Origin of the sequence: Mesorhizobium sp. NPDC059025 (genome assembly GCF_042739655.1) — a bacterium.
Classification (GTDB): Bacteria; Pseudomonadota; Alphaproteobacteria; order Rhizobiales; family Rhizobiaceae; genus Mesorhizobium.
In genome coordinates this window covers 116,199-139,360 of record NZ_JBHYIM010000003.1, presented here as the reverse complement: position 1 = coordinate 139,360, position 23,162 = coordinate 116,199, and the positions used below count along the sequence as shown (strand labels likewise).

25 protein-coding genes are annotated in these 23,162 nt (G+C 63.2%); 10 read left to right on the top strand and 15 right to left on the bottom strand.

Going from position 1 to position 23,162, the window contains the following annotated elements; translation table 11 throughout:
* Positions 1 to 66: 66 nt before the first annotated feature.
* Both ACFWYE_RS08675 and ACFWYE_RS08670 read right to left on the bottom strand, forming a co-directional pair.
* Positions 67 to 1,173 carry an OmpA family protein gene (locus ACFWYE_RS08675; RefSeq protein ID WP_379110800.1) on the bottom strand — a complete coding sequence of 369 codons (1,107 nt, stop codon included), beginning with the start codon at positions 1,171 to 1,173 and terminating at the stop codon, positions 67 to 69.
* Between the two features lie 110 nt (positions 1,174 to 1,283).
* Complete coding sequence (locus tag ACFWYE_RS08670; RefSeq protein ID WP_379110798.1) at positions 1,284 to 1,649, bottom strand: hypothetical protein; 366 nt, start codon at positions 1,647 to 1,649, stop codon at positions 1,284 to 1,286.
* A gap of 194 nt (positions 1,650 to 1,843) precedes the next feature.
* On the opposite strand from ACFWYE_RS08670, the gene ACFWYE_RS08665 reads away from it, so the two are divergent.
* From ACFWYE_RS08665 to ACFWYE_RS08650, 4 genes are all read left to right on the top strand, one after another.
* The gene (locus ACFWYE_RS08665; RefSeq protein ID WP_379110796.1) at positions 1,844 to 2,917 is read left to right on the top strand and encodes an ABC transporter substrate-binding protein; all 1,074 of its coding nucleotides are present in this window, start codon (positions 1,844 to 1,846) and stop codon (positions 2,915 to 2,917) included.
* Positions 2,918 to 3,019: 102 nt separating this feature from the next.
* On the top strand, positions 3,020 to 3,772 hold the full coding sequence (locus ACFWYE_RS08660; protein WP_379110794.1) for a hypothetical protein: 753 nt from the start codon (positions 3,020 to 3,022) through the stop codon (positions 3,770 to 3,772).
* 35 nt (positions 3,773 to 3,807) lie between these two features.
* On the top strand, positions 3,808 to 4,443 hold the full coding sequence (locus tag ACFWYE_RS08655; RefSeq protein ID WP_379110792.1) for a hypothetical protein: 636 nt from the start codon (positions 3,808 to 3,810) through the stop codon (positions 4,441 to 4,443).
* A 177-nt stretch (positions 4,444 to 4,620) separates the two neighbouring features.
* Positions 4,621 to 4,917: a hypothetical protein gene (locus ACFWYE_RS08650; protein ID WP_379110790.1), complete on the top strand. Its 297-nt coding sequence runs from the start codon at positions 4,621 to 4,623 to the stop codon at positions 4,915 to 4,917.
* Positions 4,918 to 5,138: 221 nt separating this feature from the next.
* Here ACFWYE_RS08650 and ACFWYE_RS08645 read toward each other — a convergent pair whose 3' ends face one another.
* From ACFWYE_RS08645 to ACFWYE_RS08630, 4 genes are all read right to left on the bottom strand, one after another.
* Positions 5,139 to 5,390, bottom strand: a complete 252-nt coding sequence (locus ACFWYE_RS08645) for a hypothetical protein (protein WP_379067873.1) — start codon at positions 5,388 to 5,390, stop codon at positions 5,139 to 5,141.
* Positions 5,391 to 5,523: 133 nt separating this feature from the next.
* The gene (locus ACFWYE_RS08640; RefSeq protein ID WP_379067871.1) at positions 5,524 to 5,805 is read right to left on the bottom strand and encodes a DUF982 domain-containing protein; all 282 of its coding nucleotides are present in this window, start codon (positions 5,803 to 5,805) and stop codon (positions 5,524 to 5,526) included.
* 131 nt (positions 5,806 to 5,936) lie between these two features.
* On the bottom strand, positions 5,937 to 6,368 hold the full coding sequence (locus tag ACFWYE_RS08635; protein ID WP_379067868.1) for a hypothetical protein: 432 nt from the start codon (positions 6,366 to 6,368) through the stop codon (positions 5,937 to 5,939).
* A gap of 115 nt (positions 6,369 to 6,483) precedes the next feature.
* Positions 6,484 to 7,080 (bottom strand): TetR/AcrR family transcriptional regulator, encoded by a 597-nt coding sequence (locus ACFWYE_RS08630; RefSeq protein ID WP_379110788.1) that lies wholly within the window; start codon positions 7,078 to 7,080, stop codon positions 6,484 to 6,486.
* A 111-nt stretch (positions 7,081 to 7,191) separates the two neighbouring features.
* Here ACFWYE_RS08630 and ACFWYE_RS08625 point away from each other — a divergent pair, with 111 nt between their 5' ends.
* The 3 genes from ACFWYE_RS08625 to ACFWYE_RS08615 all read left to right on the top strand — a co-directional run bounded on the left by ACFWYE_RS08625 (position 7,192) and on the right by ACFWYE_RS08615 (position 10,521).
* Positions 7,192 to 8,202, top strand: coding sequence for an NADP-dependent oxidoreductase (locus ACFWYE_RS08625; protein WP_379110786.1), 1,011 nt, complete (start codon positions 7,192 to 7,194; stop codon positions 8,200 to 8,202).
* Positions 8,203 to 8,354: 152 nt separating this feature from the next.
* Positions 8,355 to 9,017, top strand: a complete 663-nt coding sequence (locus ACFWYE_RS08620; RefSeq protein WP_379067859.1) for a dihydrofolate reductase family protein — start codon at positions 8,355 to 8,357, stop codon at positions 9,015 to 9,017.
* Positions 9,018 to 9,213: 196 nt separating this feature from the next.
* Entirely contained in the window at positions 9,214 to 10,521 is a 1,308-nt protein-coding gene (locus ACFWYE_RS08615; protein ID WP_379110784.1) for a tetratricopeptide repeat protein, read from the top strand.
* Between the two features lie 67 nt (positions 10,522 to 10,588).
* Here ACFWYE_RS08615 and ACFWYE_RS08610 read toward each other — a convergent pair whose 3' ends face one another.
* Complete coding sequence (locus tag ACFWYE_RS08610; RefSeq protein WP_379110782.1) at positions 10,589 to 10,855, bottom strand: hypothetical protein; 267 nt, start codon at positions 10,853 to 10,855, stop codon at positions 10,589 to 10,591.
* Positions 10,856 to 10,954: 99 nt separating this feature from the next.
* A complete protein-coding gene (locus ACFWYE_RS08605) occupies positions 10,955 to 12,283 on the bottom strand; it encodes a S8 family serine peptidase (RefSeq protein WP_379110780.1) in 1,329 nt (442 codons plus the stop codon).
* A gap of 362 nt (positions 12,284 to 12,645) precedes the next feature.
* Between ACFWYE_RS08605 and carB the strand changes: the two genes are divergently transcribed.
* On the top strand, positions 12,646 to 16,134 hold the full coding sequence (carB, locus tag ACFWYE_RS08600) for a carbamoyl-phosphate synthase large subunit (protein ID WP_379110778.1): 3,489 nt from the start codon (positions 12,646 to 12,648) through the stop codon (positions 16,132 to 16,134).
* Between the two features lie 56 nt (positions 16,135 to 16,190).
* Here the strand turns inward: carB and ACFWYE_RS08595 are convergent, their stop codons facing one another.
* The 4 genes from ACFWYE_RS08595 to ACFWYE_RS08580 form a co-directional block, all read right to left on the bottom strand.
* The gene (locus tag ACFWYE_RS08595; protein ID WP_379110776.1) at positions 16,191 to 16,643 is read right to left on the bottom strand and encodes a GFA family protein; all 453 of its coding nucleotides are present in this window, start codon (positions 16,641 to 16,643) and stop codon (positions 16,191 to 16,193) included.
* Positions 16,644 to 16,827: 184 nt separating this feature from the next.
* Positions 16,828 to 18,237, bottom strand: coding sequence for an alanine/glycine:cation symporter family protein (locus ACFWYE_RS08590; protein WP_379110774.1), 1,410 nt, complete (start codon positions 18,235 to 18,237; stop codon positions 16,828 to 16,830).
* 30 nt (positions 18,238 to 18,267) lie between these two features.
* Positions 18,268 to 18,759, bottom strand: a complete 492-nt coding sequence (locus ACFWYE_RS08585; RefSeq protein ID WP_379110772.1) for a GNAT family N-acetyltransferase — start codon at positions 18,757 to 18,759, stop codon at positions 18,268 to 18,270.
* 31 nt (positions 18,760 to 18,790) lie between these two features.
* Positions 18,791 to 19,930: a transglycosylase SLT domain-containing protein gene (locus tag ACFWYE_RS08580; RefSeq protein ID WP_379110771.1), complete on the bottom strand. Its 1,140-nt coding sequence runs from the start codon at positions 19,928 to 19,930 to the stop codon at positions 18,791 to 18,793.
* 269 nt (positions 19,931 to 20,199) lie between these two features.
* On the opposite strand from ACFWYE_RS08580, the gene ACFWYE_RS08575 reads away from it, so the two are divergent.
* Positions 20,200 to 20,721 (top strand): methylated-DNA--[protein]-cysteine S-methyltransferase, encoded by a 522-nt coding sequence (locus ACFWYE_RS08575; RefSeq protein WP_379111385.1) that lies wholly within the window; start codon positions 20,200 to 20,202, stop codon positions 20,719 to 20,721.
* A gap of 39 nt (positions 20,722 to 20,760) precedes the next feature.
* Here ACFWYE_RS08575 and ACFWYE_RS08570 read toward each other — a convergent pair whose 3' ends face one another.
* Entirely contained in the window at positions 20,761 to 21,087 is a 327-nt protein-coding gene (locus ACFWYE_RS08570; protein WP_379110770.1) for a hypothetical protein, read from the bottom strand.
* 270 nt (positions 21,088 to 21,357) lie between these two features.
* On the opposite strand from ACFWYE_RS08570, the gene ACFWYE_RS08565 reads away from it, so the two are divergent.
* Positions 21,358 to 21,567, top strand: a complete 210-nt coding sequence (locus tag ACFWYE_RS08565; protein ID WP_024925349.1) for a cold-shock protein — start codon at positions 21,358 to 21,360, stop codon at positions 21,565 to 21,567.
* A 233-nt stretch (positions 21,568 to 21,800) separates the two neighbouring features.
* On the opposite strand, the gene ACFWYE_RS08560 is transcribed toward ACFWYE_RS08565, so the two are convergent.
* Positions 21,801 to 22,427 (bottom strand): glutathione S-transferase family protein, encoded by a 627-nt coding sequence (locus ACFWYE_RS08560; protein WP_379110769.1) that lies wholly within the window; start codon positions 22,425 to 22,427, stop codon positions 21,801 to 21,803.
* Between the two features lie 44 nt (positions 22,428 to 22,471).
* A complete protein-coding gene (locus ACFWYE_RS08555; RefSeq protein ID WP_379067830.1) occupies positions 22,472 to 23,083 on the bottom strand; it encodes a glutathione S-transferase family protein in 612 nt (203 codons plus the stop codon).
* Positions 23,084 to 23,162 lie beyond the last annotated feature (79 nt).

Below are 23,162 nucleotides of genomic sequence, written 5' to 3'. Positions count from 1 at the left end.
TTTCCTCGCGAGGGCGGCGGGTATCAGATGATGCAGGCTGAAGACGAACTGGACGAAAGATTGCGTTCAGTTCGCCTTGACCAGAACCACGCGTCGGTTCTTGGCGCGGCCCTCGTCATTGTCGTTGGAAGCGATGGGCGCCATCATGCCGGCTCCCGCTGCCGTAAGCCGCTTCTCATCGATTTCATACTTTGACGCCAATGCCGCCTTGACCGCCTGCGCGCGGCGCGATGAAAGGTCGATGTTGTGATCGAAGCTGCCTTCGCTGTCCGTATGACCGACCACGAGCACGGCCATTTTCGGGTCGTTCTTCAGCAGGGTTGCAATCTCTTTCAGGGTGGGGTCGGACTCCGGCTTTATGTCGGCCTTGTCGGTATCGAAATAGATGCCGTAGAGTGAAATCGACCCTGTGGCCGAAAGCGATTCATTCATCTTTGCGGCTTCGACGACGACCATTTTCTTGTCTCGCGCCTTGGGCTCCAGGACCTGGACAACCGCCACCGTACGGCCGTTCAGTTCCTTGCAATAGAGGTCGTCGATCATGGTGTAGGTCTGCACCGCGACATAAGCGTCACCACCATCCTCTGGCACTTTGGCCGTGAAATAGCGCTGGTCCGTGATCGTCGACGTCAGCGCGCATTTGCCGTTGCTGAAGTCGGCGTCCTTGAGATCGCTGTCGTGGAAGAAGAACATCGTCAGACTCATGTCGTTGCCGCCACCGCTGGAGGAGCGATCGGCGGCCCCGCCGCATTCCTCCTTCCTGCACTCGAACAACACCTCGCCCCTCTTCTGGGCGATCACATCCTGGTAGTTGCGCAGCACTTCGAGCGGCGAGCGATCTGGCGGCAGGACGTAGGCTATACGCGTGAGGGCGCCTTCAGCCTCGACCTTCTTCTCAGGCGCGAACTTCCGGTTGTTGTTCTTGTCACGGGCGTCCGGGTCCTCACTGGGCTTCAGCGCGGAGAGCGGCAGGGTGAAATCCGTGTAGGCGAGCTTCTCGTAGGAGACGATGAAGGAGCCGTCATATCTTTTGACCAGTGCATTGTCTGAAGCGCCGTCGATATCGGCCGTTGGATTGGTGGCGTCGGCGAGGCCTGAAGTGGCGGTGACGACGAGAGCCGAGACCACGGCAACGGAAAGAGCGGCAATGCGGGTGAAAATCCGGGTGTTCATGCTTCCCCCAAAACGATGAAAACGGACCGGGGGCAGGAAATCACACCGCGCGCTAACCGACAAGCAGCCCGCTGCATCTCCATCATCCGCTGGCGAACCCTGGTTGCCCACTAATACTGGGCGATGTTCTTGAGCATAGGCACCAAGAAGATCGACACCGCAGCCAGCCCGAACAGCCACAGGGCAACAGGCCCGAAGAACGCAACCGGCAGGAGAATGGCCCACGGTGCGTGACGTATGATTTTCTTGCGCAGGGCATAGGCTGACAGGATCAGGCTGTATGCACCTCCGATCGTGGTTGTAAGGGCCACGAACGTAACGATTGCCGCCAACAGTTTTGCCAGGACCCCATACTCCAATATTTCCGGGCTCCACGCAAAGACCATTACAGCTGCGCAGAGCGCCGTCCAGGTGAAGACGGTCAAGGCGGTTCTCAGGAAGTCCAGGTAATCTTTCGCCACTTCATCCTTGGTCATGTGTCGGCTCGCCGTTTTCGAACGTTTGCATGGCCACCTGATGCCGAAACAGCGCACCGCCCGCAAGGAAAAGCACGAAATGCGTGAGAAGCGCCCAAGGGTCACTGTATCGGCCGGTAGACCCGTACAGATTGTCGAATCTGCTCCGCACTGTCCCTGTCCACCCCGGCAGAGCCTCCCCTAGACAGCAACGCATGAGCACGATTGACATGTCCCCCATCCGGATCGGCGTCCTGGCTCCGCTGACACCGCCGGGCTGGGTTCAGGCAGGCCGGCACCTCCTCGCCGGGCTTCAGTTGGGCGTAAGCGAGGTCAACGACATCGGTGGCATCGCCGGAAGGCCGCTTCAGCTCGTGGTCCGGGACACCGCCGCTGATCCTCGAAAGGCCGAGGCGGCAGTGGAAGAGCTCGCAAGCCTCGGCGTCGTCGTCCTGGCGGGTGAATATCACAGCGTCGTTGCCTGCGCTGCCGCGGCCAGGGCCGACGCCCTTCGCCTGCCGTTCCTCTGCTCGTCGGCGGTGATCGACATGCTGACCGAGCAGCCAACGCAATGGGTAGCGCGGCTTGCTCCGGCGCAGTCCCGCGGCTGGCGTGTCTATGCGGACTTCCTGCGGGCCGTCGGCCACAGCCGCATTGCTCTGGCGCTCGACCAGAGCGTCTATTGGACATCCGGCGCCCGCATTCTGCGGGACTGTGTCGGCCGGCATGGTGGTGCCGTCATCGAGCTTGATGCGCGCGCCCCAAGCCCAGAAGCGCTGTGCGACGAGCTCGTCGGCAATCGCGCGACAGCACTGCTGCTTCTGGCCGGCTACCCGGAACCGGCATTATCCCTTGTCAAAGCCGTCCGCAGGCGCCTGCCCGGGATCCTGATCGGCGCACCGGCGGGGCAACCGGAATTTGCTGAATTCGCGGCAATGCCGGGAGGTGCCGCAATCCCATTCCTGCGCTACCTGCCCGAACACCTCAGCGCCCTTGGCGCACGCGTCGAGGCGGACCTTCGCGACAGGCTGTCGGAGACGCCATCCTTCGTCGCCTTCGAAGGGTACGACACGATCGCCGTCCTCGCACAGATACTGCATTCTTGCGGTGCGGATCGGGATCGCATCGCCCGAGCCTGGCCGACCATCGCCGTCGAGGGTACCCGAGGGCAAATCCGGTTCTCCCGCGCGCCGGGGATCAGCGTCTGGCAATGGACCTGGCCGCCAATCCAGGTCGCGGAACGGCACCCGGCAGACCCCGACCGCCTTCGGGTTCTCCATATCGGCTGAGCCGGCCCGTCTCATCGAACGTTACAGGCTGCATCATGATGTGCTCGGCCGCGCACAATCCCGCCCCTCCTTCGCCTGAAACTGGCCCTACGTGACGATTCCATGACTGTTTTGCGACAGCGAGGTGTTGTGGCGAGAGATCTCCAGGGCGGTCACTCCGCCAACATCGATCTTCCCAGCGGGACGGATCGGTTCGGGCTCCTGATGGGAGCGTTTCTGGTTGTCGGCGTCGTGACCGTGGCGGCGGCCTTCGTCGCCGTCGAGGCGCCGGATCTTCGGCCCTTGCTTCTGCAGGAAGACGGCATCGTCGAAATGGCCACCGCGGTCTTCTTCGCATTGGCGGCGTTCGGTGCCGCCGCTTCCCTGACAATGTGGGGGATGCAGCTCCCGCTGCTGCTGGCGGGACTGGTCGGCTTCGCCGAGCTGATGGACGAAACCAGTTTCGGTTCGCGCCTGCTCGGCTCCCAGCCGCCACCGCTCTATGGTGGCGGGCAGCTGGATGGCTTCCACGACCTGCTCGTCGTCGTCTTTCGCCTGGCGCGCGATCTGAGCCCGCTTCTGTCCTGGCTCCTGGTGGGTTTGCTGCTTGCCAGCTCCATCGCAGTCGCGGGTTTTGTCGCGACGCAGCTGCTGAAGGGATTCCGAGGCGATCTGAAACATCTCTCGGGCCACACGCTGTTTTTCGCACATGTCGCCTGCATCGGATTGGCTCAAGTCATCGACATCTCGGCATCGTCCTCGCATGCCCTTTCGGCGATGGAGGAAGTCTTCGAGCTTGACGCGGCGATCCTGCTTGCTTTCTACGTGTTGCAGCAGGCCCGCGAGGCATCGACCATCAACCGGGCGCGTCTGTAGCCCATGAGCCTTCACAAGGTAATGCGGGAACCACAATGCATTCGAATGTCGCTCGTCTGATTGTTCTGGCCGTCAACGCCGGCCTGGCAGGTCTGCTCCCGCTCTCGACGGGAGCGGCCAACGCAGCCGAAAGCGTCGAGACCGTCGTCCTGATCCGTCATGGCGAAAAGCCGCCGCAAGGGCTCGGCCAGCTCAACTGCCAGGGCCTCAACCGGTCCTTGCGGCTGCCCAGCGTGATCAAGGCCCGTTTCGGGGTTCCCGCCGCCATTTTTGCCCCCAATCCGGCAGACCAGAAGACAGACAAGGGCACAGCCTATGATTATGTCCGGCCGCTTGCCACGGTCGAGCCGATGGCCGTCAGCTTCGGGCTGCCTGTCAACGCCGGCATCGGCGTCGAGGACATTTCCAGGCTCAAGGACAGGCTGGAAGACAAGGCGTATGCAAATGCGCTTGTTGTCGTCGCCTGGGAGCATAAGCAACTGGTCAAGCTGGCGCGCAAGATGATGAAGGACCACGAAGGCGATCCCGACGCCGTGCCCAAATGGCAAGGCGATGATTTCGACGGCATCTATGTCGTGCGGCTCACCCGCAAGGACGGCGAAACCACCGCGACGTTCCAGACCGCGAAGCAAAGTCTGAACGGCCTGCCGGAGACCTGCCCCGACCGCTAGGTCGGATAGGTCGGGTCGGCTGCTTCCGGCAAAAACCCCGCACCGACGGTGAAACGGTTCACATCCGGCTTTCTGGCCTTGCTGTACACAAAGCATGCCCTGGCGGGGCGTGGACCGTGTTCATGCATGAAACACCGCCGGCTGGGGTCGGGATGGGATAGGTCACGGAGGCGGGCCATGGAACCAATGTTCTGGATAGCGGGAACCGTGATCCTTCTCATCCCGTTTGTCGGTACGCTGGCGATGCGGAACTGGCTGACCAGCTTGCTCGCTGTCGCCGTTCTGGCCTTTGTCATCTCATGTTTCTGGGTCTGGCAAGAGTACCGCTACGGCGGCAACGACGCCGCGCAGGCTCTCGCCCGAATCGTCACCGGCATCTGGCTTGCCGGCCTCGCTGCCGGTTTTGCACTCAACATCGGCCTGCTCTGGCTGCAGCACCGCCGGCGAACAGCCCGCCTGATCCGCGCCCGCTAGAGACATCGATCGAACGGCTGCAGCTGCGCGGCGATCCGTCAACCGGTCACCGGGGCACCACCATCACCGTCGCAAGGCTCATGCCGACCACCAGGCAACTCGTGTAGATTGTCCAGTAGAGTTTGACGGACATTGTCATGTTCCCTTATGAGAACGGTGAACGGCGAATGCAGACAGCCGTTCCAAGAACTGCGTCCCGCCATGTCTTTCGAAGGCTCGTTTCAGGCGTCGGACAGCACTTCCTCCACCTCCGGCGTGACGGGAGCGTTGATCGGTTTGTAGGTGTTGGAGGTGAGGCCGCTGGAAGAGCGGATGAGGATGCCGTCATCGCGCAGCCGCTCGAATGTCGCCCGCGACAACCGCATCGCCTTGCCGTAGCCGTCCACGGCTTTCACCTTGTTCGTCCAGGGGAAGTGGGTGACCTTGTGCACGCGCTTGAGGAAGCGCTGTTCCTTCTCCGTCAACTCGATCATGAGCGTGTCTCCATCGCACCAGGGCGATTGACACCATCAGCGCGGCCAGGGCGCGCGCCAGAGCGTTTCCGCTTCAGCGGAAACGCGGAAACCTCTATCTCCGTGTTTCTACGCAATTCCGGGCGCAAAACCGCTACGCACTTTTCCTGGAATTGCTCTGGCGCAACGCGCTGCCCGCCGGATCGTCCGCCAGGATGCGATTGTTATGGGCAAAGCGCTGGAACGCCTGCCGGGCTTCCTTGCCGGTGCGTTGCCCCTTCAGTGCCTTGCGGCAGACCGCGATGGCGCCGGTATGATCAAGGTCCGGGATGCCTTGCCAGTGGATCAGGACTTCATAGGCGTCCCGTGCGGTCTGCACATCGCGCGGATCATCGATGCGGATGGGCACGGGACGGTCGAATTCCGGGTTCGCCATTTTGCATGTGCTCCTCAAGTGGGCTTTCATTCCACTATGAGAAACGGGCGAGAACTGGTTTGCCGTCGTCACAAATGAAGAACCGGCATCAGAGTTCGTGAGAAGGCAACCCTGAAAAATCGCGACAAGCGTCAGGCGCGGTCCAGTTCATAGACGGTATATCCATTCTCCTTGCCCTTTTCCCGGAAACCGAGGACCCGGAACCATTTGGCGATCTCGGGGCGATCGGACCAGCTGAACGAATCGATCGGCAGATTGCCGCAGAGCGCCTGGATGCGCCGGATATGCGCCTTGCAGAATCGGACGCTGCCACGCGCGAAAAAGCTCTCATGCGCAGCGAACGCCGTCTGCGCGGCATCGCCGGTTTCCCGCCAGGCGATGATCGCAACAGGGTTTCCGCTATCCAGCAACGTGTGGGCCCGCCCCTCCTTCAAACTCATCAGGAATTCGTCCTTGGCGTCTGCTATGTTGAGCCCGGCTGCGGTGTACTGGTCAGCCATGCGCAGGGAGAGATTGCGAAAGATCTCGGCAAGATCGGCAGGGGTCGCTGTTCGATAATCCATTGCTCACTCCTTCTGGGAGCGGCGACGCTACCCGCCAGGGTGCCGCCGGGCAACTCACAATTGGCCGCAGCAGGGATAGTCGGCGGATGCCGGCAGATTGGTCCACCTGACCAGCTCAGGTGGATTTTTTTTCATACGGCTTCAGAGTCGTCGAGAAGATGCGCGTGAGCGCCGTTACCGCCTCCTGGCGCGGCAGGCGGCCTGTCGCGGCATCCTGCGCCAGGGCTTCAGCGGCTCCGAGCAGGCCTTTGTAAAGCGCGCCGGCCATTGCGGAATCGAGATCGATCAGCCTGCCGAAGGCCCGGCGGTAGCGTTCGACATAACCGTCACGCAGCGCCTGGCGGAAAGCGGCCGTCTCCTCCGTCGCGGCAAGAGCGGCAAAGGTGGCGCCCATTTCAGGCCCCATGTCGAGCACGCAGCCGACATAGGTCGAGGCGAATATCTGCGCCACCGCTTCGACGGAATCGCCACCGGCGTCGAGTACCCTGGCCTGTGCCGCGAGCTGCCGGTCATTGTACTCGTCGCACAGCGCGATCAGCAGGCCCGCGCGCGTGCGGAAGTGCTCGTAGGCGATCGGTTTGGAAACACCGGCCTGCTCCGCCAGATGGCCAAGCGTCAGCGCCTCGGTGCCTTCGTTACCGATGACGTGGCGTGCCGTCTCCAGCAATTGCTGGCGCCGGTCTGCCTTGGCGAGCCTTTTCGTCTGGTTCATTTCCGCACCGAATTCTTTTCGCGACCTGCTTGAACGGCATATCCGGACACTTATGTTACCACCAGTAAGTTACGATAGGTAGCTTACCGTTGGTAATATAAGAGAGACACGATGTCTGTTGTAGCCCAGGAAATTCTCTTGAACAGCCGTCCCACCGGTGCCCCTACCCTCGATACGTTCCGTTCAGCCACGCGTCCCCTGCCTGCCACCGGCGATGGCCAGTTGCTTGTGCGGACACTGTGGATGTCGGTCGACCCCTATATGCGTGGCCGCATGCGCGATCAGCCGAGCTACATCGCACCTTTCCAGGTCGGCGAGGCACTCGAGGGGGCTGCCGTCGGCGTCGTCGAGGAATCACGGACCGAGGGCTTCGCCAAGGGTGATGTGGTGAGCCATTTCTCTGGCTGGCGTGACCATGCGCTGATCGACGCCCAGACCGCCACCAAGGTCGATCTCGCCGCCGCACCCGCAGAGGCCTGGCTCGGACCGCTCGGCGTTCCTGGTTTCACCGCGTTTGTCGGCCTCGAACGCTTCGGCGCGCTCAAGGCAGGGGAAACCGTCTTCATTTCGGCCACGGCCGGCGCGGTCGGCTCGATGGCAGTCCAGATCGCCAAGGCCAAGGGCGCTCGCGTCATCGCCTCCGCGGGCAGCGACGACAAGGTCGCCTGGGTCCGCCAACTCGGCGCCGATGAAGTCATCAATTACAAGACGACCCAGGATCTGACTGCCGCGCTGCGCAAGGCCGCCCCGGAAGGCATCGACGTCTATTTCGACAATGTCGGCGGCAGCCATCTGGACGCGGCCCTCGCGGCAGCCAAGGACTCCGCCCGCATCGTCATCTGCGGCATGATCGCGGGCTACAACGACGAGCAGCCTTCCGAGACCATGCACCACCTGTCCGCCATCATCATCAAGCGGCTGTCAGTGCGCGGCTTCATCGTGCTCGACCACTACGATCTCTATCCGGAATTCTCCGCCGCGATGATCGGCTGGCTGAAAGACGGCAAGGTTCAGTCGCGCGACACCGTCTATGACGGCCTCGACAATGCGCCGAAGGCATTCCTTGGCCTGTTCAGCGGCGACAACACGGGCAAGATGCTGGTCAAGCTCGCTGATCGATAGGGTCTGTCAGCCCGCCGTCCGGCCTCGTTTGGCCGGATGGCCCTCCAATCATTCATCGGCGATTTTTTCCGCTTCCATGTAGGAGCGCCATCTGCCCATCCGTCCTAGGGCCGACTTCGGAATTGGCCGAGGAAAAGATCCTGGAGACCATCATGAGAAAGATCATCGTCGCCACCTTCGTCAGCCTCGACGGCGTCATGCAGGCGCCGGGCGGCCCGCAGGAAGACCCGACTGGCGGCTTCAAATTCGGCGGCTGGGTCGCCTCGCATTTCGACGAGGAGCTGGGAGCGGCGCTGGGTGAAATCTTCGGCCGGCCGTATGATCTTTTGCTCGGCCGCAAGACCTACGACATCTTCGCCGCGCACTGGCCTTTCATGAAGGACGGCCCGGACCAGGCGATCGCCGACAGCTTCAACAGCATCACCAAATATGTCGCCTCGCGCTCGACGCCAAAGCTTGCCTGGCAGAGAAGCCAGTTGCTCGGTTCCGATGTCGTCGCGGCGCTGAGGAAACTCAAGGCCGAAGACGGCCCCGACCTTCTGGTGCAAGGCTCCGGCGATTTCCTGCAGACCTTGTGGAAGCATGGCCTGGTCGACGAGCTCAGCGTCCTGACCTTCCCGGTCCTGCTTGGCAAGGGCAAGAGACTGTTCGGCGACAGCGTCGCTCCATCCGGCCTGAAGCTGGTGAAAGCGAAGTCCTATCCGAGCGGCGTGATCGTGGCCAACTACGTGCCGGACGGCGACGTCAAGACGGGCGATTTTTCGCTGGGTGAGCCGTCCGAGGCCGAGTTGGAGCGCCGCAGGAACCTGGGTTGAAGTCGGACTGCCTTGCCTCCAGGCCGGCAATCCGCTCGGGCATCCTCCCAAAACGCAGCGTTTCCATTGGAAGCGCTGCGTTTGCGCGATGTACTAGGTCATCGTCAGGATCGCTTTCGGCTTGATTTCACGAGCCTCTCCGTGCCTGCTGATGGATGCGGGACGAGCGTTCGCCGATCGATGGGAGATCGCGACAATGAGATGGCCAGGTCTGGCGCTTCTGGCGCTGGCACTCTTCGCATCCTCTGCCCTTGCGCAGCAGGCTGACCTCGACAGTCAGCTCGAACAGGAGAACATGCGTCTCCGCCTCGACCCCAACGATGTCGTTGCTCATCAAAGACGCGCTTCGATCTGGTTCAGCAAGGGTGACAACAAGAAGGCGATCACCGATCTCGACGAGGTGATCCGGCTGCTGCCGCAACACGCCCAGAGTTACAACAATCGTGCCACCGCCTATCTGCGCATGGACGAGCTCGACAAGGCGGTCGCGGACTACAGCCGTTCGATCGAACTTGGCTACGTCCGTGCCTACAGCGGTCGCGGAGCTGCCTATACGCGGATGAACAGATACGAACTTGCCTTCGCTGACCTCGACAAGGCGCTGCAGGCCAACCCCAACGATGCAGACGCGATCGGCAACCGCGCCATGGCCTTTGCGCGGCAAGGGCAATTCGGCCGCGCCTTCCCGGACTACGACAAGGCCATAAAGCTCGCCCCGAACAACGCTGTCTTCTATGAAGGAAGGGGCGACGCCTGGTTCCGGGTGAATCAGCCCGACAAGGCTGTAGCCGATCTCAGCAAGGCAGTGGCTCTCGACCCGGCAAACATCCAGGCCCTTTTCACCCGCGGCAAGGCCTACGCACAGCTCAACCGTCAGGATGAAGCCATCGCCGATTTCAACCAGGCTATCGAACGGATCGGCGGCCAGCGGGTGAAGGGTCACGCGATCATCTATGTCGCGCGGGGCAACGCCTACGCTTTTTCCGGTCACTCCGAGGCCGCCATCGCCGACTTCGACAAGGCGATCGAGATCGATCCGAGTATCGCCATGGCCTTCGGCGGTCGCGGCGCCATCTATGCGGCGCTCAAGCAGTTCGACCGCGCTCTGGCCGACATGGACAAAGCGATCTTCCTCGATCCCGGCGATGCCGACATCTACAATTCCCGCGGAACGGTGCTGTTTCTGCTCGGGCAGTCCGACAAGGCGATCGCCGACCTGGACAAAGCCATCGACCTCAATCCGAAACAGTTCAAGGCCCACGTCAACCGCGGCGCGATATACGCCACGAAGGGACGTCTCGCCGAAGCGATCGCCGACTACAACGAGGCGGAGAAGCTGCGGTCCACGGATCCCGAGGTCTTCTATCGTCGCGGTGTGGCCTACAAGCAGAAGGGCGAGACTGCCAAAGCGAGGGCGGACCTGAAGAAGGCGCTGCGCCTGATGCCGCACTTCAGCGAGGCAAAACAGGAGCTGGAGGGGTTGAAAAGCAGCAACAAGAAGTAAGGCTCCGCCCGGCCAGTCATACCGTCTCGGCACAAGGACAACGATGTTCGCAAGATAGCAAACCTGCCTACTTCCGCGTCGGGCCGAACGGCGCGATGCGCGGGTTGGAAAACGGACCCTTCACCGCCTGGTTGCCGGTGTCAGCGGTCGGGCGTTCCCTGATGGCGGTTTCGTGGACCTGCACGGCATAGAGCCCCTTTTGCGGATCGAGCACGACCACGCCGAACCCCTTGTCCATCTCGGCGGCAGGCACGCCGAGCAGTTCGGCGGCCCGGTCGAGACCGGGCTCGCCTTCGGGACAGGCAATGGTCATGAGCACCATGTCACGGGACATTCCGTCTTCATCTCTCGTCTGCCGGCCGATCTTCGCCCGAAGAGCCTGCAATTATGCCTTGCAGACCATTGGGTTCGCGGATCACGCACCGGCGCCGGCCTACAGCCCGAAATGCTCGGCCACCGGCAATGGATCGATGATCCCGGCACCGTAATCGTTGTTCCACCCGGACTTCGGCCAGGGCTGCTTCCGCGCCTCTGCCTTTATACGGTCAAATAGGTCGCGCGGCGAGACTTTGCCACGCGACAGGCCGCTGCGGATCGCCGCGACGCAGCCCGCCGCGACCGGGCTCGCCGTCGACGTGCCGGTATCGGGCGAGCCTTCGCCGAAGGCCTGCGAACCCAGGAAATGGCTGTAGCTCGTGAGATCGGGTTTTTCGCGCGCCATGCCGGGAATGGCCGGCCCCTGGCTGGAATAGCCGAGGCGCGTGCCATCGATGTCGCAGGCGGCAAGGGTGAGCACGTCGGGATGCGCGTTGGCGCCGCTGATCGAGTGGCGCGTTACGCCCTGGCAGCGGCCACTCGGGCAATCGGCGCCGCAGTTGCCTGCGGCGAACAGCACGTCGGCACCTGCCCGCGCGATCGTGCCGACCATGATGTTGAACGGGTGGTTCGGATTGTCGGCGTAGCGGCCGGGATGGCCGGGCGGGAAATCCCAGCTCGGATGATACATGCCCCAGCTGTTGTTGATGACCAGCGCCTTGTATTTCCAGTCCGGACCGGTGAACTGCTGGTGCAGGTAGGAGAAGGCCAGCAGCGCATCGCTCAGGAAACCGGCCATGACGCTGCCACCCGGCGTCTCCGACTGCAGGATCGGGAAATCGAGCAGGCTGCAGGCAGGTGCCGCGATCAGCGCGTCATAGGCACACATCGTGCCGTGGTCGACCGCATAGTCGCCGGGCGTGTTCCTGATGTTGGACGGTGCCCAGGAGGTCTTCCTGTCGAGCTTCGGCGCCAGTCCCTGCGCCTTCAGGTGCCTGATGTTGATGCCGGTGTCCATGATGGCGAGCGCGACATCCTTGCCCTGCAGCCCCTTGTCCTTGAGCTTGTCGAGCCTGAGCAGCCGGGCGACGTCTTCACGCGTGCCGACGGCATCCACGCCGCAATAAGGGTCCTTGAACATGCCGATCTGCGGGTCGGCGAAGATCTGCACGCCGCGGCCGGAGCTGCGCACATCGTCGATGCGGTTGGCCTCGATCGTGCCGCGCACGGCAAAGACCGGCGCCTTCTCGATATGCGAGGCCGCCAGCCGCACCTTGCCCGGCGTGCGCGCCGCGATCGGCAGCGGTGGAAAGCCGGGATCGACCAGCAACCCGCCCTTCCTGGTCGGGGCAGCGATCGGGTCGTAGCGTTCCCTGGAGAAAGCTAGCTGGCTGCTCTCCCGCACGAACGCCTTGGCCGGAATGGTGACGATGACGGACACGCGCATGACATGGGCCTCCTCGTTGCATCGACCCTAACACAGGCCAATGGGGCGTGGAGTAAACTTGGGCTCACATGCTGACACATGCCTGCCATCGAGGTGTGGTGCGACACCTCCTGCAAACGGCACCAAAGGCCGGCGTTTTGTGGCCATCCAGCAAACAAGCGGATCGGCGCGGCAAAACGGCAACGGTATCGTGCATTTTCGGGGTTACATCGGCGAAAACTCTCCCCTATAAGGCCCGCCTAGCCTGATACAAGAATCCATCCTGCGCACCCTGGCCGGGCCTCTGCGACGCATCGTCATGCGAAACGGAGAATCCCCCGCCCCGGGTCTTCCGCGCAGGCTAGAATGAACGGACCGAACCCATGCCAAGACGCACCGACATCAAGTCCATCCTGATCATCGGTGCCGGCCCCATCGTCATCGGCCAGGCCTGCGAGTTCGACTACTCCGGCACCCAGGCGTGCAAGGCGCTCAGGCAGGAAGGCTACCGCGTCATCCTGGTCAACTCCAACCCGGCCACGATCATGACCGATCCGGAGCTGGCGGACGCCACCTACATCGAACCGATCACGCCGGAAGTGGTGGCCAAGATCATCGCCAAGGAGCGGCCGGACGCGCTGCTGCCGACCATGGGCGGCCAGACCGCGCTGAACACGGCCCTTTCGCTGCGCCGCATGGGCGTGCTCGAGCGCTACAATGTCGAAATGATCGGCGCGGATGCGCATGCCATCGACAAGGCCGAGGACCGTTCGCTGTTCCGCGAGGCCATGGCCAAGATCGGCCTGGAGACGCCGCGCTCGATGCTGGCCAATGCGTCGGCCGTCAAGGACGAGGATCGCAAGAAGCATGAGGCCGAGCGCGCTGCGCTGAAGGCCTCAGGTGCCGACAATCTCGACGCCGCGCTCGATGCGCTCGAAACCCAGTGGAACCTCGGCGAAGGCGACCGCAAGCAGCGCTACATCAACCACGCCATGGCGATCGCCGCCCAGGCGCTCGACCATGTCGGCCTGCCGGCCATCATCCGTCCGTCCTTCACCATGGGCGGCACCGGCGGCGGCATTGCCTACAACCGCACCGAGTTCTTCGAGATCGTCGGCTCCGGCCTCGACGCCTCCCCGACCACCGAAGTGCTGATCGAGGAATCGGTGCTTGGCTGGAAGGAGTACGAGATGGAAGTCGTGCGCGACCGCGCCGACAACTGCATCATCGTCTGCTCGATCGAGAACATCGACCCGATGGGCGTGCACACCGGTGACTCCATCACCGTCGCCCCGGCGCTGACCTTGACCGACAAGGAATATCAGATCATGCGCAACGCCTCGATCGCGGTGCTGCGCGAGATCGGCGTCGAAACCGGTGGCTCCAACGTGCAGTTCGCCGTCAACCCGGCCGATGGCCGCCTCGTCGTCATCGAGATGAACCCGCGCGTCTCGCGCTCCTCGGCGCTCGCCTCCAAGGCGACCGGCTTCCCGATCGCCAAGATCGCCGCCAAGCTGGCCGTCGGGTATACGCTGGACGAGCTGGAGAACGACATCACAGGCGGCGCCACTCCGGCTTCGTTCGAGCCGTCGATCGACTATGTCGTCACCAAGATCCCGCGCTTCGCCTTCGAGAAATTCCCCGGCGCCTCGCCGGTGCTGACCACCGCCATGAAATCGGTCGGCGAAGTGATGGCCATCGGCCGCACCTTCCAGGAATCGCTGCAGAAGGCGCTGCGCGGCCTGGAAACCGGCCTCACCGGCCTCGACGAGATCGAGATCCCCGGCCTCGGCGGCAATGGCGGCGCCGACGACAAGAACGCCATCCGTGCGGCGCTCGGCACGCCGACGCCGGACCGGCTGCGCATGGTGGCGCAGGCGATCCGCATGGGCACCTCGCTGGAGGAAGTGCATGCCATCTCCAAGATCGACCCGTGGTTTCTCGAGCAGATCGGCGCCATCATCGCCATGGAAGCGCGCGTGCGCGAGCATGGCTTGCCGCAGGACGCCGCCAACCTGCGCATGCTGAAGTCGATGGGCTTTTCCGACGCCCGCCTGGCATCGCTGACCGGCCAGGACGGCGATGCGGTCGCCAAGCGCCGCACGGCACTCGGCGTGCATCCGGTCTACAAGCGCATCGACACCTGTGCCGCCGAATTCGCCTCGCCGACGGCCTATATGTATTCAACCTACGAGACGCCTTTCGCAGGCAGCCTCGCCGACGAGGCCAAGGTTTCGTCAGCCAGGAAGGTCGTCATCCTCGGCGGCGGCCCCAACCGCATCGGCCAGGGCATCGAGTTCGACTATTGCTGCGTGCACGCCGCCTATGCGCTGCGCGAGGCAGGTTATGAATCGATCATGATCAACTGCAACCCGGAGACGGTCTCGACCGACTACGACACCTCCGACCGTCTCTATTTCGAGCCGCTGACCGCCGAAGACGTGCTGGAGATCCTGCGCGCCGAAAAGGCGGCCGGCACCTTGCACGGCGTCATCGTGCAGTTCGGCGGCCAGACCCCGCTGAAGCTGGCGGACGCGCTGGAACGCGCCGGCATCCCGATCCTCGGCACCTCGCCCGACGCCATCGACCTTGCCGAGGACCGCGACCGCTTCCAGAAGCTCTTGCACAAGCTCGACCTGAAGCAGCCGAAGAACGGCATCGCCTATTCGGTCGAGCAGGCCCGCACCGTCGCCGGCGAGCTCGGTTTTCCGCTGGTCGTGCGCCCGTCCTATGTGCTCGGCGGCCGCGCCATGCAGATCATCCACGACGAAGGCATGCTGCAGACCTACCTGCTCGACACGGTGCCGGGTCTCGTGCCCGAGGACATCAAGCAGAAGTACCCCAACGACAAGACCGGCCAGATCAACACGCTGCTCGGCAAGAACCCGCTTCTGTTCGACACCTATCTGTCGGGCGCGATCGAGGTCGACGTCGACTGTCTCTGCGACGGCAAGGCAACCTTCGTCTCCGGCATCATGGAGCACATCGAGGAGGCCGGCATCCATTCGGGCGACTCGGCCTGCTCGCTGCCGGTCTATTCGCTGCCGACCGAACTGGTCGACGAGTTGGAGCGGCAGACGTCGGCGCTGGCCAGGGCGCTCAATGTCGGCGGCCTGATGAACGTGCAATACGCCATCAAGGATGGCGTCATCTACGTGCTGGAAGTCAACCCGCGCGCCTCGCGTACCGTGCCGTTCGTCGCCAAGACCGTCGGCAAGCCGATCGCCAAGATCGCGGCACGCATCATGTCCGGCGAAAACCTCGACGGCGCCTTTGCCCATTACGGCGACAAGCCGGACCCGCGCCGGCCCGGCCATGTCGCGGTTAAGGAAGCCGTGTTCCCCTTCTCCCGCTTCCCCGGCGTCGACATCCTGCTCGGACCGGAAATGAAGTCGACCGGCGAGGTCATGGGCCTCGACCGCGACTTCGCCATGGCCTTCGCCAAGAGCCAGCTTGGCGCCGGCGTCGACCTGCCACGCTCGGGCACGCTGTTCATTTCGGTGCGCGACGAGGACAAGGCCGGCGCGCTGCCGGCGGTGAAGCGCCTGGCCGGCCAGGGCTTCAAGGTGCTCGCCACCTCCGGCACCGCCCGCTACCTCAAGGAAAACGGCGTCGAGGCCGAGAAGATCAACAAGGTGCTGGAAGGCCGCCCGCACATCGAGGACGCCATCCGCAACCGCCAGGTGCAGATCGTCTTCAACACCACCGACGGCCAGAAGGCGGTGTCGGACTCCAAGTCGCTGCGCCGCGCCACGCTGATGCAGAAGGTGCCTTATTACACCACGCTCGCCGGCATGGGCGCGGTGGCCGAGGCGATCGCGGCGCTACGCGCGGGCTCGCTGGAAGTCAGGCCGCTGCAGGAGTATTTTTGAGGACTTGAGAGGAGCGGTCGTTGGGGCGCTCGAGCGAGCCACTAGCGCGTCGCCCTTCACCTCCACGCCCTGAACTCCGCCATCAGCCCCTCATAATCCTCCATCGGCGGCAAAGCCTCATAGCTCTTCACGGCGCCGGTTTCGGCGAAAGACAGCTTTTCGCCGATCCATGTCTCGATATAGGGCGCGAAGTCGCCGGCCCCTTCCAGCAGGGTCGGGCGTACATTGACGAACCAGTCCATGCCTTCGGCCCTGGTGAACATCCACGTCATGCAGTGCGGGCAGAAATAGTGATGGGCTTCGGCGCCATGCAGTCCGCCGATCACCGGCTCACCTTCGGTCACCGCAAAGCCTTCGGCCGGGACGGCGGCCGAGAGCGAATAGGCGGAAGAGCTCATCTTCTGGCAGCCGGTGCAGTGGCAGGCCATGGTCACCAGAGGTGCCGCGCGCACTTCGATCCTCACGCGCCCGCAACGGCACGCACCCTGTCTCGGCAGTTTCCAGTCCATCGCCTTCTCCTGTGCTTGTCGCAGGATAAGCGGACGATGGCGGCAGGCAAGCGTGGCAGCTCGCCGCGCTAGCCAAAGCAATTGCTTATGGCGCCAAAGATCCTCTCTCCGTCGCCGCGGCGCGGCAACTCCAGAAAACCGGATGCGTTTTCGCCTTTGCGAAAAAGACCGAAACGCTCCGGTTTTAACCCTTCCAGATCGAATATTCGATCTTGCCCTTCAGCTCCGGATAGGCGTCCGGATCGAAGCTTGGCACGCCGGTCTTCTTCTGGTCGAAATAGTCTTTGGTCAGCTTCGCGACCGTGCCGGACAGCAGCATGATCGCGACGAGATTGACGGAGGCCATCAGGCCCATGGTGGCATCGGCCGCATTGAACACCACCGCCACCGAGGTGTAGGCGCCCCAGACCACCATCAACAGCACGCCGACACGCAGCGCGCTCAACGTACCCTTGTTGTCAACCTTCAGGAACACCAAGGCATTTTCCGAATAGGCGTAATTGCCGATGATGGACGTGAAGGCGAAGAAGAAAATCGCGATGGCGATGAAATAGCGCCCGGCCTCGCCGATATGGGCGACCATCGCCTCCTGGGTCAAAGGCGTTCCGGTCAGTTCCGAACCTGGCGTCATCACGCCGGACAACAGGATCATGATGCCCGTGGCGGTACAGATCAGCAGTGTGTCGATGAACACGCCCAGCGCCTGCACGAAACCCTGGCTGGCCGGATGATGCGGCGACGGCGTCGCCACGGCGGCGATGTTGGGCGCCGAGCCCATGCCGGCCTCGTTGGAGAAAAGCCCGCGCTTGACCCCGTTCAGCATGGCGCCGGCGACGCCGCCGGCCGCCTGCTCGATGCCGAACGCGCTCTTGACGATCAGCGCCAGCACGCCGGGCACTGCCGTGATGTTGGCAAGCACCACATAGAGCGCCATGCCGAGATAGGCGATCGCCATGAACGGCACGACGTACTCGGCCACCTGCGCGATCTGGCGGATGCCGCCGAAAATCACCACCGCCGTCAGCGCCGCCAGCGCGAAGCCGACCCACAGCTTGTCGACGCCGAAAGCGCCCTGCATGGCATCGGCGATCGAGTTCGCCTGCACGGCATTGAAGACCAGACCGAAGACGACGATCAGGCAGATGGAGAAGAGCACGCCCGCCCAGGGCGCGTTCAGCCCCTTCGAGATGTAGAAGGCAGGTCCGCCCCGATATTGGCCGTTATGGTCGGTGATCTTGTAGAGCTGGGCGAGCGCGCTTTCCGAATAGGCGGTGGCCATGCCGACGGCTGCCACCACCCACATCCAGAACAGCGCGCCCGGTCCGCCGAGATAGAGCGCGACGGCGACGCCGGCGAGATTGCCGGTGCCGACGCGCGAGGCCAGGCTGGTGCACAACGCCTGGAACGGCGTGATGCCGCTGGTGTCGTTCTGCGGTACCCGCATCACCGAGCGGAACAGTTCCGGAAAATGCCTGATCTGGATGAAGCGGAGCCGCAGCGTGAAATAGATGCCGACCGCGATCAGGCCATAGATCAGCACATAGCCCCAGAAGATCGTGTTCAGGAAATCGATGACTGCGTTGAGCGCGCTCATGCAGGTTCCCCTCGTTCCAGCCGGGCCGCCTCAGCCGTTCCAGTCGACCTCGACCATGCCGTGACGCCGGTAGAGGCGGATGGCATTGGCGTTTTCGACCACCTTAGTCTTGAGATCGACACGGCTGGCGCCACGTGCCTTGAACACCGCGAACACATGCAGCAGCAGGGCTTCCGCCAGTCCGTTGCGCCGCGCGCTCGGATGCACGGCGAGATACTTGAGGTAGTCGCTGGTCCAGCACAGTGCCACCGCGACCAGTTGGCCCTCAGCATCCTCCACCACGAACCACAGCGCGGGGTCGTATTCGGTATCGTCGGAATGCTGCGCCCACCAGAGGTCGAAGTTCTTTTCTTCCTTCTGCAGGGTCTGGGTGAGCAGCTTGTGCACGGCGCGTGCGTCGGCGGGCTGGAACGTCCGCATCGTGAAACCGTCGGCCCAGACGGGAGCCGGCAGGTCGCCGGCAAGCGAACGTCGCAGACGGATGCTGATATCGTCGGCCGATCCGGCCTCGGTCTGCGTCATCGGTGTCCCCCTGCGTCAGGCCGCGCCCGGCTCAGGCGTCGGGAGCCGATTTGCGCTTGCGATCGCGGCCGAGCCCGGTTTCCTCGAGCAGACCTTTGCGCTTGGCGTCGTAATAATAACCGGTCTGGTAGAGGCGGTCGGCGCGCTTGTAGTCGCCATTGGCCACCAGGAAGGCGCCGCGCAGATATTTCACCGCGTATTTCAGGTTGGTTTCGGCATCGAACAGCCCCTTGGGCGAACCGCCATAACCCATGCCGCGCGCGGTGGCATGCTTGATCTGCATCAGGCCCCAATGGCCGTTGTTGTAGGCGAGCGGATTGAAGGTCGACTCGCGCTTGACCACCGAGCGCACCAGTTCCACCGGCACTTCGTAAAGCGTGGCATATTTGGCGATCAGGCGATCGACCTCGCCGCGGCCGGCGCTGACCGGTCCTGGCCTCTCGGCCTCCGGTTCGGGGATCATCAGATAGGTCGGCACCGGGCCGGAATAGGCGATGGGCTGAACGCCGGGCAGCGATGCGATCGCCTTCGGAGCGGCGGGAGCTGCCGGGAACACCAGACTGGTGGCGGCGGAAGCAACGACCACCGGTTTCGGCTTCGGCGTCGGCAGGTCACCGCCCATGCGGGCCGACAGCGTGCTGACGCGCGCGCCGGTCTGGGTGGTTGTGGCGGCCTGCGGCTGAGCTACGGCTGCCTGAGCCGTCGCAGCCTGGGCAGTGGCGGCTTGCGCGGTTTGCTGGCCCTGGGCCACCGGCTGTACCGTTGCCGCTTTGCCGTTGGCGGCAACAGTTGCCGGAGCAACGGGCGCACCACCCGGCTGCACTGGTGCGGGCGCGACAAAGGACGAGTTGTTGGCGAGCCGCGCGCTGGTGCCTGGCGTCGTCGCCAGTGTGGCAGGGTTCTCGGCATGCTGTTGCGGGGTTGCGCCGGCAAAGGCATTGCCAGCGGCTTCAGCCGGAAGTGCCGCGAACTGGACGGGTGCCAGGCCGGACGACTCCGGCAGCACCGAGACAGCCTCGGGCAGCGCCAGGGCAAAGCCGGCATCAGACTCACTCACCGTGGTCGTGGCGGGAGCCAGGGACGGCTTGACGGCAGTCGTTGAGGTGCAACCGGAAACACCGGCCGCAGCCAGAAGAATGCCGATCGACAGGGTGTGGGTTGTTGTTCGCAAGCCGCGCTCTGTTCGTGCAAATCGTTAAATGCTCCTTACACCACCACTTTTGGTCGGGCAACATGGCCGATTATCGGTTTTCGGGTGGCGAAACGCCGCAAAACATGCAGAATCGTTCATGATTTGTACTTGAAGACACCGTTGGCTTTGCTGGAAACCGGTGTCGGAATGGAAGGAGCCTGACCATGCAGACCGCCATTGAAAAAAATGACGAAAAAAATCTCGGCGTCGTGCCGGGCCACACCATTTTCTCCACGGCGCTCGGCTTCATGGGCATCGCCTGGAACGAGCGCGGGCTGATCCGCCTATGCCTGCCGCAATCGAGCGCCGAGAGCCTGGAGCGGCGCCTGCTTCGGCTGGAAAGCGTACCCGGCAAACGTTTCGAGGACGGCACCGCCCCCGGCTGGGTGGGTGAACTGGTCGCGGCGATCAAGGCCTATGCCGCCGGTGAAACCGTCGACTTCTCCACCGTGCCGGTCGACCTCGACGGCGTCGACGATTTTCGACTCGCCATTTATGACGCCGCGCGCAAGCTGGCCTTCGGCGAAACCACCACCTATGGCGAGCTCGCCAGACGTGCGGGCCACACCGGGCTTGCGCGCGAGACGGGTGCGGCCCTCGGCGCCAATCCGGTACCGCTGGTCATTCCCTGCCACCGCATCACCGCGGTCGGCGGCAAGATAGGCGGCTTCTCGGCGCCCGGCGGCTCGGCGACCAAGGAAAAGATGCTGGCGATGGAAGGCGTTCGGGTCGGCCCACCTCCTTCGAAGCAGGCTTCGTTCGGATTCTGAGCGACCGGCGCGGTTGCGTCGGTGCAACCGATGCACCGTTCAGTCGAATGGCAGGATGAAGCGTCGGCGATCGAAATCGGGGCGCTTGCATCTGTACACAGGGCATGAGCCGTTGTCGGCGCTCGGTACCGATGCGCGGCTGCGCAATTCGCCCATGTCGCAGAATTCAACACTGGCGACATAGCGGTCATAAAGCGTGAGGCGTGGATTGCGCGGCGACCGATAACGCAGGATCACCGCGCCTTCGCGGTCGACCAGCCTCTGCACCCGGTCGCAGCTCATGCGGGTCGGATCATAGCGCGAAATTGCCTGCGCTTCGGCCGCGACAAGCGAAAGGCATGCGGCAAGCAGGATCGTCTTTCTCATGGCTTCCTCCAGCGCGAAGCATCCTTTGATCATAGATTACGCCGACGCCCCGCACCTTGCCAGCCGTGCAGTGTCTCGCGTCAGGATCAAACAACACCAGCTTGTTTTTAGTGAAAAAGTCGCCTATATGCGTTGCGTTGATATTTGGGCCGATTGACCCCACGCCTCGCGATCTTCGCGTTTGCTCCGTCTTTCTCCAAAATCTCGATACCAAAGGCCGGATAGGGTCCGGTCTGAAGAAAACGCAAGTGAATGTGAAGGAACATTGATATGGCAACTGGAACGGTCAAGTGGTTCAACGCCACCAAGGGCTTCGGTTTCATCCAGCCTGACGCCGGCGGCGCGGACGTTTTCGTCCACATCTCCGCTGTGCAGCGCGCTGGTCTCACCACCCTGGCTGATGGCCAGAAGATCAGCTACGAGATCGAGCAGGACCGCCGCACTGGCAAGTCGTCGGCTGGATCTCTGTCGGCAGCCTGATTTGGCGCAAGGCGCGCGCCGGGCATCTGCCCGGGGCGCGCGGCAAGTCACGGATGTACTGACGGTCGCGCGAGAAGCGCGCCGGAGCGGAAACGGAAGGACCGCCGAAGTGGCAGATTGCCACCGGCATCACCAGAGACGCTCCGGGTCAGGCTAGCAGACTTAACGAAAGGCGGGATTTTTCCCGCCTTTTTGTTTTTCTCATTCTGCTTTGGGATGGCGTGCGGTCGCGCTCAGGCCGGTGCCACGAACTCCTGCGCGACAAGCCTGAACACCGGCAACGCTTCCAGCTTCGCGGCATGCTGGGCGATAGCCGGAAACCCGGACATGTCGACTAGGCCCGGATGCGCATCGTTGAGGAAGCGCAGTGCCACCGCCACGGCGATGTCGGCATGACCGATCCGGTCTCCGAACCAGAATTCGCTCACCTGTCCGGCACGGTCTTTCTCCAGCACATCCAGCACTGCGGCTATCTGCGTCCGGCATCGATCGGCCCACATATCGGACATTTTGCTGTGCAGGCGCTGCTCGTAGAACAGGCTCACCGCCTTGTCGGCCATGCCGGTGGCCAGCGCGGCAACCTTCAACGCCTTGTGTCGCAAGGGCTCGGTGCGCGGGAACATCGCCTGACCGGCCGGAACCAGACTGTCGAGATAGTCGAGCATGAGATGGCTCTCGATCAGCACCTCGCCATCATCCAGCACCAGCGTCGGCACGCGGGTCAGCGGATTGTAGGGCCGGATCCTGTCGGCATCGCCGAAGGTCGACCAGGGCTTCTGCTCGAAGGAAATCCCGTAAAGCGTCAGCGCTATGCCGACCCGCCTGACAAAGGGTGAATCATATTGCCCGATGAGGATCATGCGTCATCCTTGTGACCAGTTTCCGCAGCTGTCTGTGATCCGGATCACGGCAGCCATTCGATCGGCACGTGACCGGGGTCCGTCTCCACCCGCTTCAACCACGCACCGATGGCCGGGAAGGCCTTGAGATCGAAGCCACCGAACTCTGCGGTGTGCGTATAGGCGTAGAGCGCGATGTCGGCGATGCTGTAGCTATCTCCCGCGAAGAACGGGCTCTGCACGAGCCTGTGCTCCATGACGCCGAGCGCCTTGTTGCCGCGCTCCAGCGTCGTTGCTAGGCGTTCCGGCGTGGCATCCCTGGCTCTTTCGGGAAAGGTCAGCAGTGCCTTGCGCACGGCAATGTTCGGTTCGTGGCTGTATTGCTCGAAGAAAAGCCACTGATAGACCAGACCGCGCTGATAGCGGTCGGCAGGCAGGAAGCGTGTACCCTCGGCAAGATAGAGCAGGATGGCGTTGGATTCGGCGATGCGACGGCCATCGTCCAGTTCCAGCATGGGCACCATGGCGTTCGGGTTCTTGGCCACATATTCCGGAGTGCGCGTTGCCCCGTTGTGGGAAGACACCTCGACATTGGTGAAGGACTGACCGAGCTTGGCCATCAGCAGCCGCGGCTTGTAGCAGTTGCCGCTGTCGATCATGCTGTAGAGAATGGTCATGCTGGCTCCCTTGAAGCATCCGTTTGCCCGAGCAGCCCCCGGGCATCCAGCGATTTCTTTTTGTGAATACCGATAAACG

Excerpts from the sequence above, each read along its gene's own strand:
- ACFWYE_RS08675 (WP_379110800.1), bottom strand. The coding sequence starts at position 1,173 with ATGAACACCCGGATTTTCACCCGCATTGCCGCTCTTTCCGTTGCCGTG.
- ACFWYE_RS08670 (WP_379110798.1), bottom strand. The coding sequence starts at position 1,649 with ATGACCAAGGATGAAGTGGCGAAAGATTACCTGGACTTCCTGAGAACC.
- ACFWYE_RS08665 (WP_379110796.1), top strand. The coding sequence starts at position 1,844 with ATGAGCACGATTGACATGTCCCCCATCCGGATCGGCGTCCTGGCTCCG.
- ACFWYE_RS08660 (WP_379110794.1), top strand. The coding sequence starts at position 3,020 with ATGACTGTTTTGCGACAGCGAGGTGTTGTGGCGAGAGATCTCCAGGGC.
- ACFWYE_RS08655 (WP_379110792.1), top strand. The coding sequence starts at position 3,808 with ATGCATTCGAATGTCGCTCGTCTGATTGTTCTGGCCGTCAACGCCGGC.
- ACFWYE_RS08650 (WP_379110790.1), top strand. The coding sequence starts at position 4,621 with ATGGAACCAATGTTCTGGATAGCGGGAACCGTGATCCTTCTCATCCCG.
- ACFWYE_RS08645 (WP_379067873.1), bottom strand. The coding sequence starts at position 5,390 with ATGATCGAGTTGACGGAGAAGGAACAGCGCTTCCTCAAGCGCGTGCAC.
- ACFWYE_RS08640 (WP_379067871.1), bottom strand. The coding sequence starts at position 5,805 with ATGGCGAACCCGGAATTCGACCGTCCCGTGCCCATCCGCATCGATGAT.
- ACFWYE_RS08635 (WP_379067868.1), bottom strand. The coding sequence starts at position 6,368 with ATGGATTATCGAACAGCGACCCCTGCCGATCTTGCCGAGATCTTTCGC.
- ACFWYE_RS08630 (WP_379110788.1), bottom strand. The coding sequence starts at position 7,080 with ATGAACCAGACGAAAAGGCTCGCCAAGGCAGACCGGCGCCAGCAATTG.
- ACFWYE_RS08625 (WP_379110786.1), top strand. The coding sequence starts at position 7,192 with ATGTCTGTTGTAGCCCAGGAAATTCTCTTGAACAGCCGTCCCACCGGT.
- ACFWYE_RS08620 (WP_379067859.1), top strand. The coding sequence starts at position 8,355 with ATGAGAAAGATCATCGTCGCCACCTTCGTCAGCCTCGACGGCGTCATG.
- ACFWYE_RS08615 (WP_379110784.1), top strand. The coding sequence starts at position 9,214 with ATGAGATGGCCAGGTCTGGCGCTTCTGGCGCTGGCACTCTTCGCATCC.
- ACFWYE_RS08610 (WP_379110782.1), bottom strand. The coding sequence starts at position 10,855 with ATGTCCCGTGACATGGTGCTCATGACCATTGCCTGTCCCGAAGGCGAG.
- ACFWYE_RS08605 (WP_379110780.1), bottom strand. The coding sequence starts at position 12,283 with ATGCGCGTGTCCGTCATCGTCACCATTCCGGCCAAGGCGTTCGTGCGG.
- carB (WP_379110778.1), top strand. The coding sequence starts at position 12,646 with ATGCCAAGACGCACCGACATCAAGTCCATCCTGATCATCGGTGCCGGC.
- ACFWYE_RS08595 (WP_379110776.1), bottom strand. The coding sequence starts at position 16,643 with ATGGACTGGAAACTGCCGAGACAGGGTGCGTGCCGTTGCGGGCGCGTG.
- ACFWYE_RS08590 (WP_379110774.1), bottom strand. The coding sequence starts at position 18,237 with ATGAGCGCGCTCAACGCAGTCATCGATTTCCTGAACACGATCTTCTGG.
- ACFWYE_RS08585 (WP_379110772.1), bottom strand. The coding sequence starts at position 18,759 with ATGACGCAGACCGAGGCCGGATCGGCCGACGATATCAGCATCCGTCTG.
- ACFWYE_RS08575 (WP_379111385.1), top strand. The coding sequence starts at position 20,200 with ATGGGCATCGCCTGGAACGAGCGCGGGCTGATCCGCCTATGCCTGCCG.
- ACFWYE_RS08570 (WP_379110770.1), bottom strand. The coding sequence starts at position 21,087 with ATGAGAAAGACGATCCTGCTTGCCGCATGCCTTTCGCTTGTCGCGGCC.
- ACFWYE_RS08565 (WP_024925349.1), top strand. The coding sequence starts at position 21,358 with ATGGCAACTGGAACGGTCAAGTGGTTCAACGCCACCAAGGGCTTCGGT.
- ACFWYE_RS08560 (WP_379110769.1), bottom strand. The coding sequence starts at position 22,427 with ATGATCCTCATCGGGCAATATGATTCACCCTTTGTCAGGCGGGTCGGC.
- ACFWYE_RS08555 (WP_379067830.1), bottom strand. The coding sequence starts at position 23,083 with ATGACCATTCTCTACAGCATGATCGACAGCGGCAACTGCTACAAGCCG.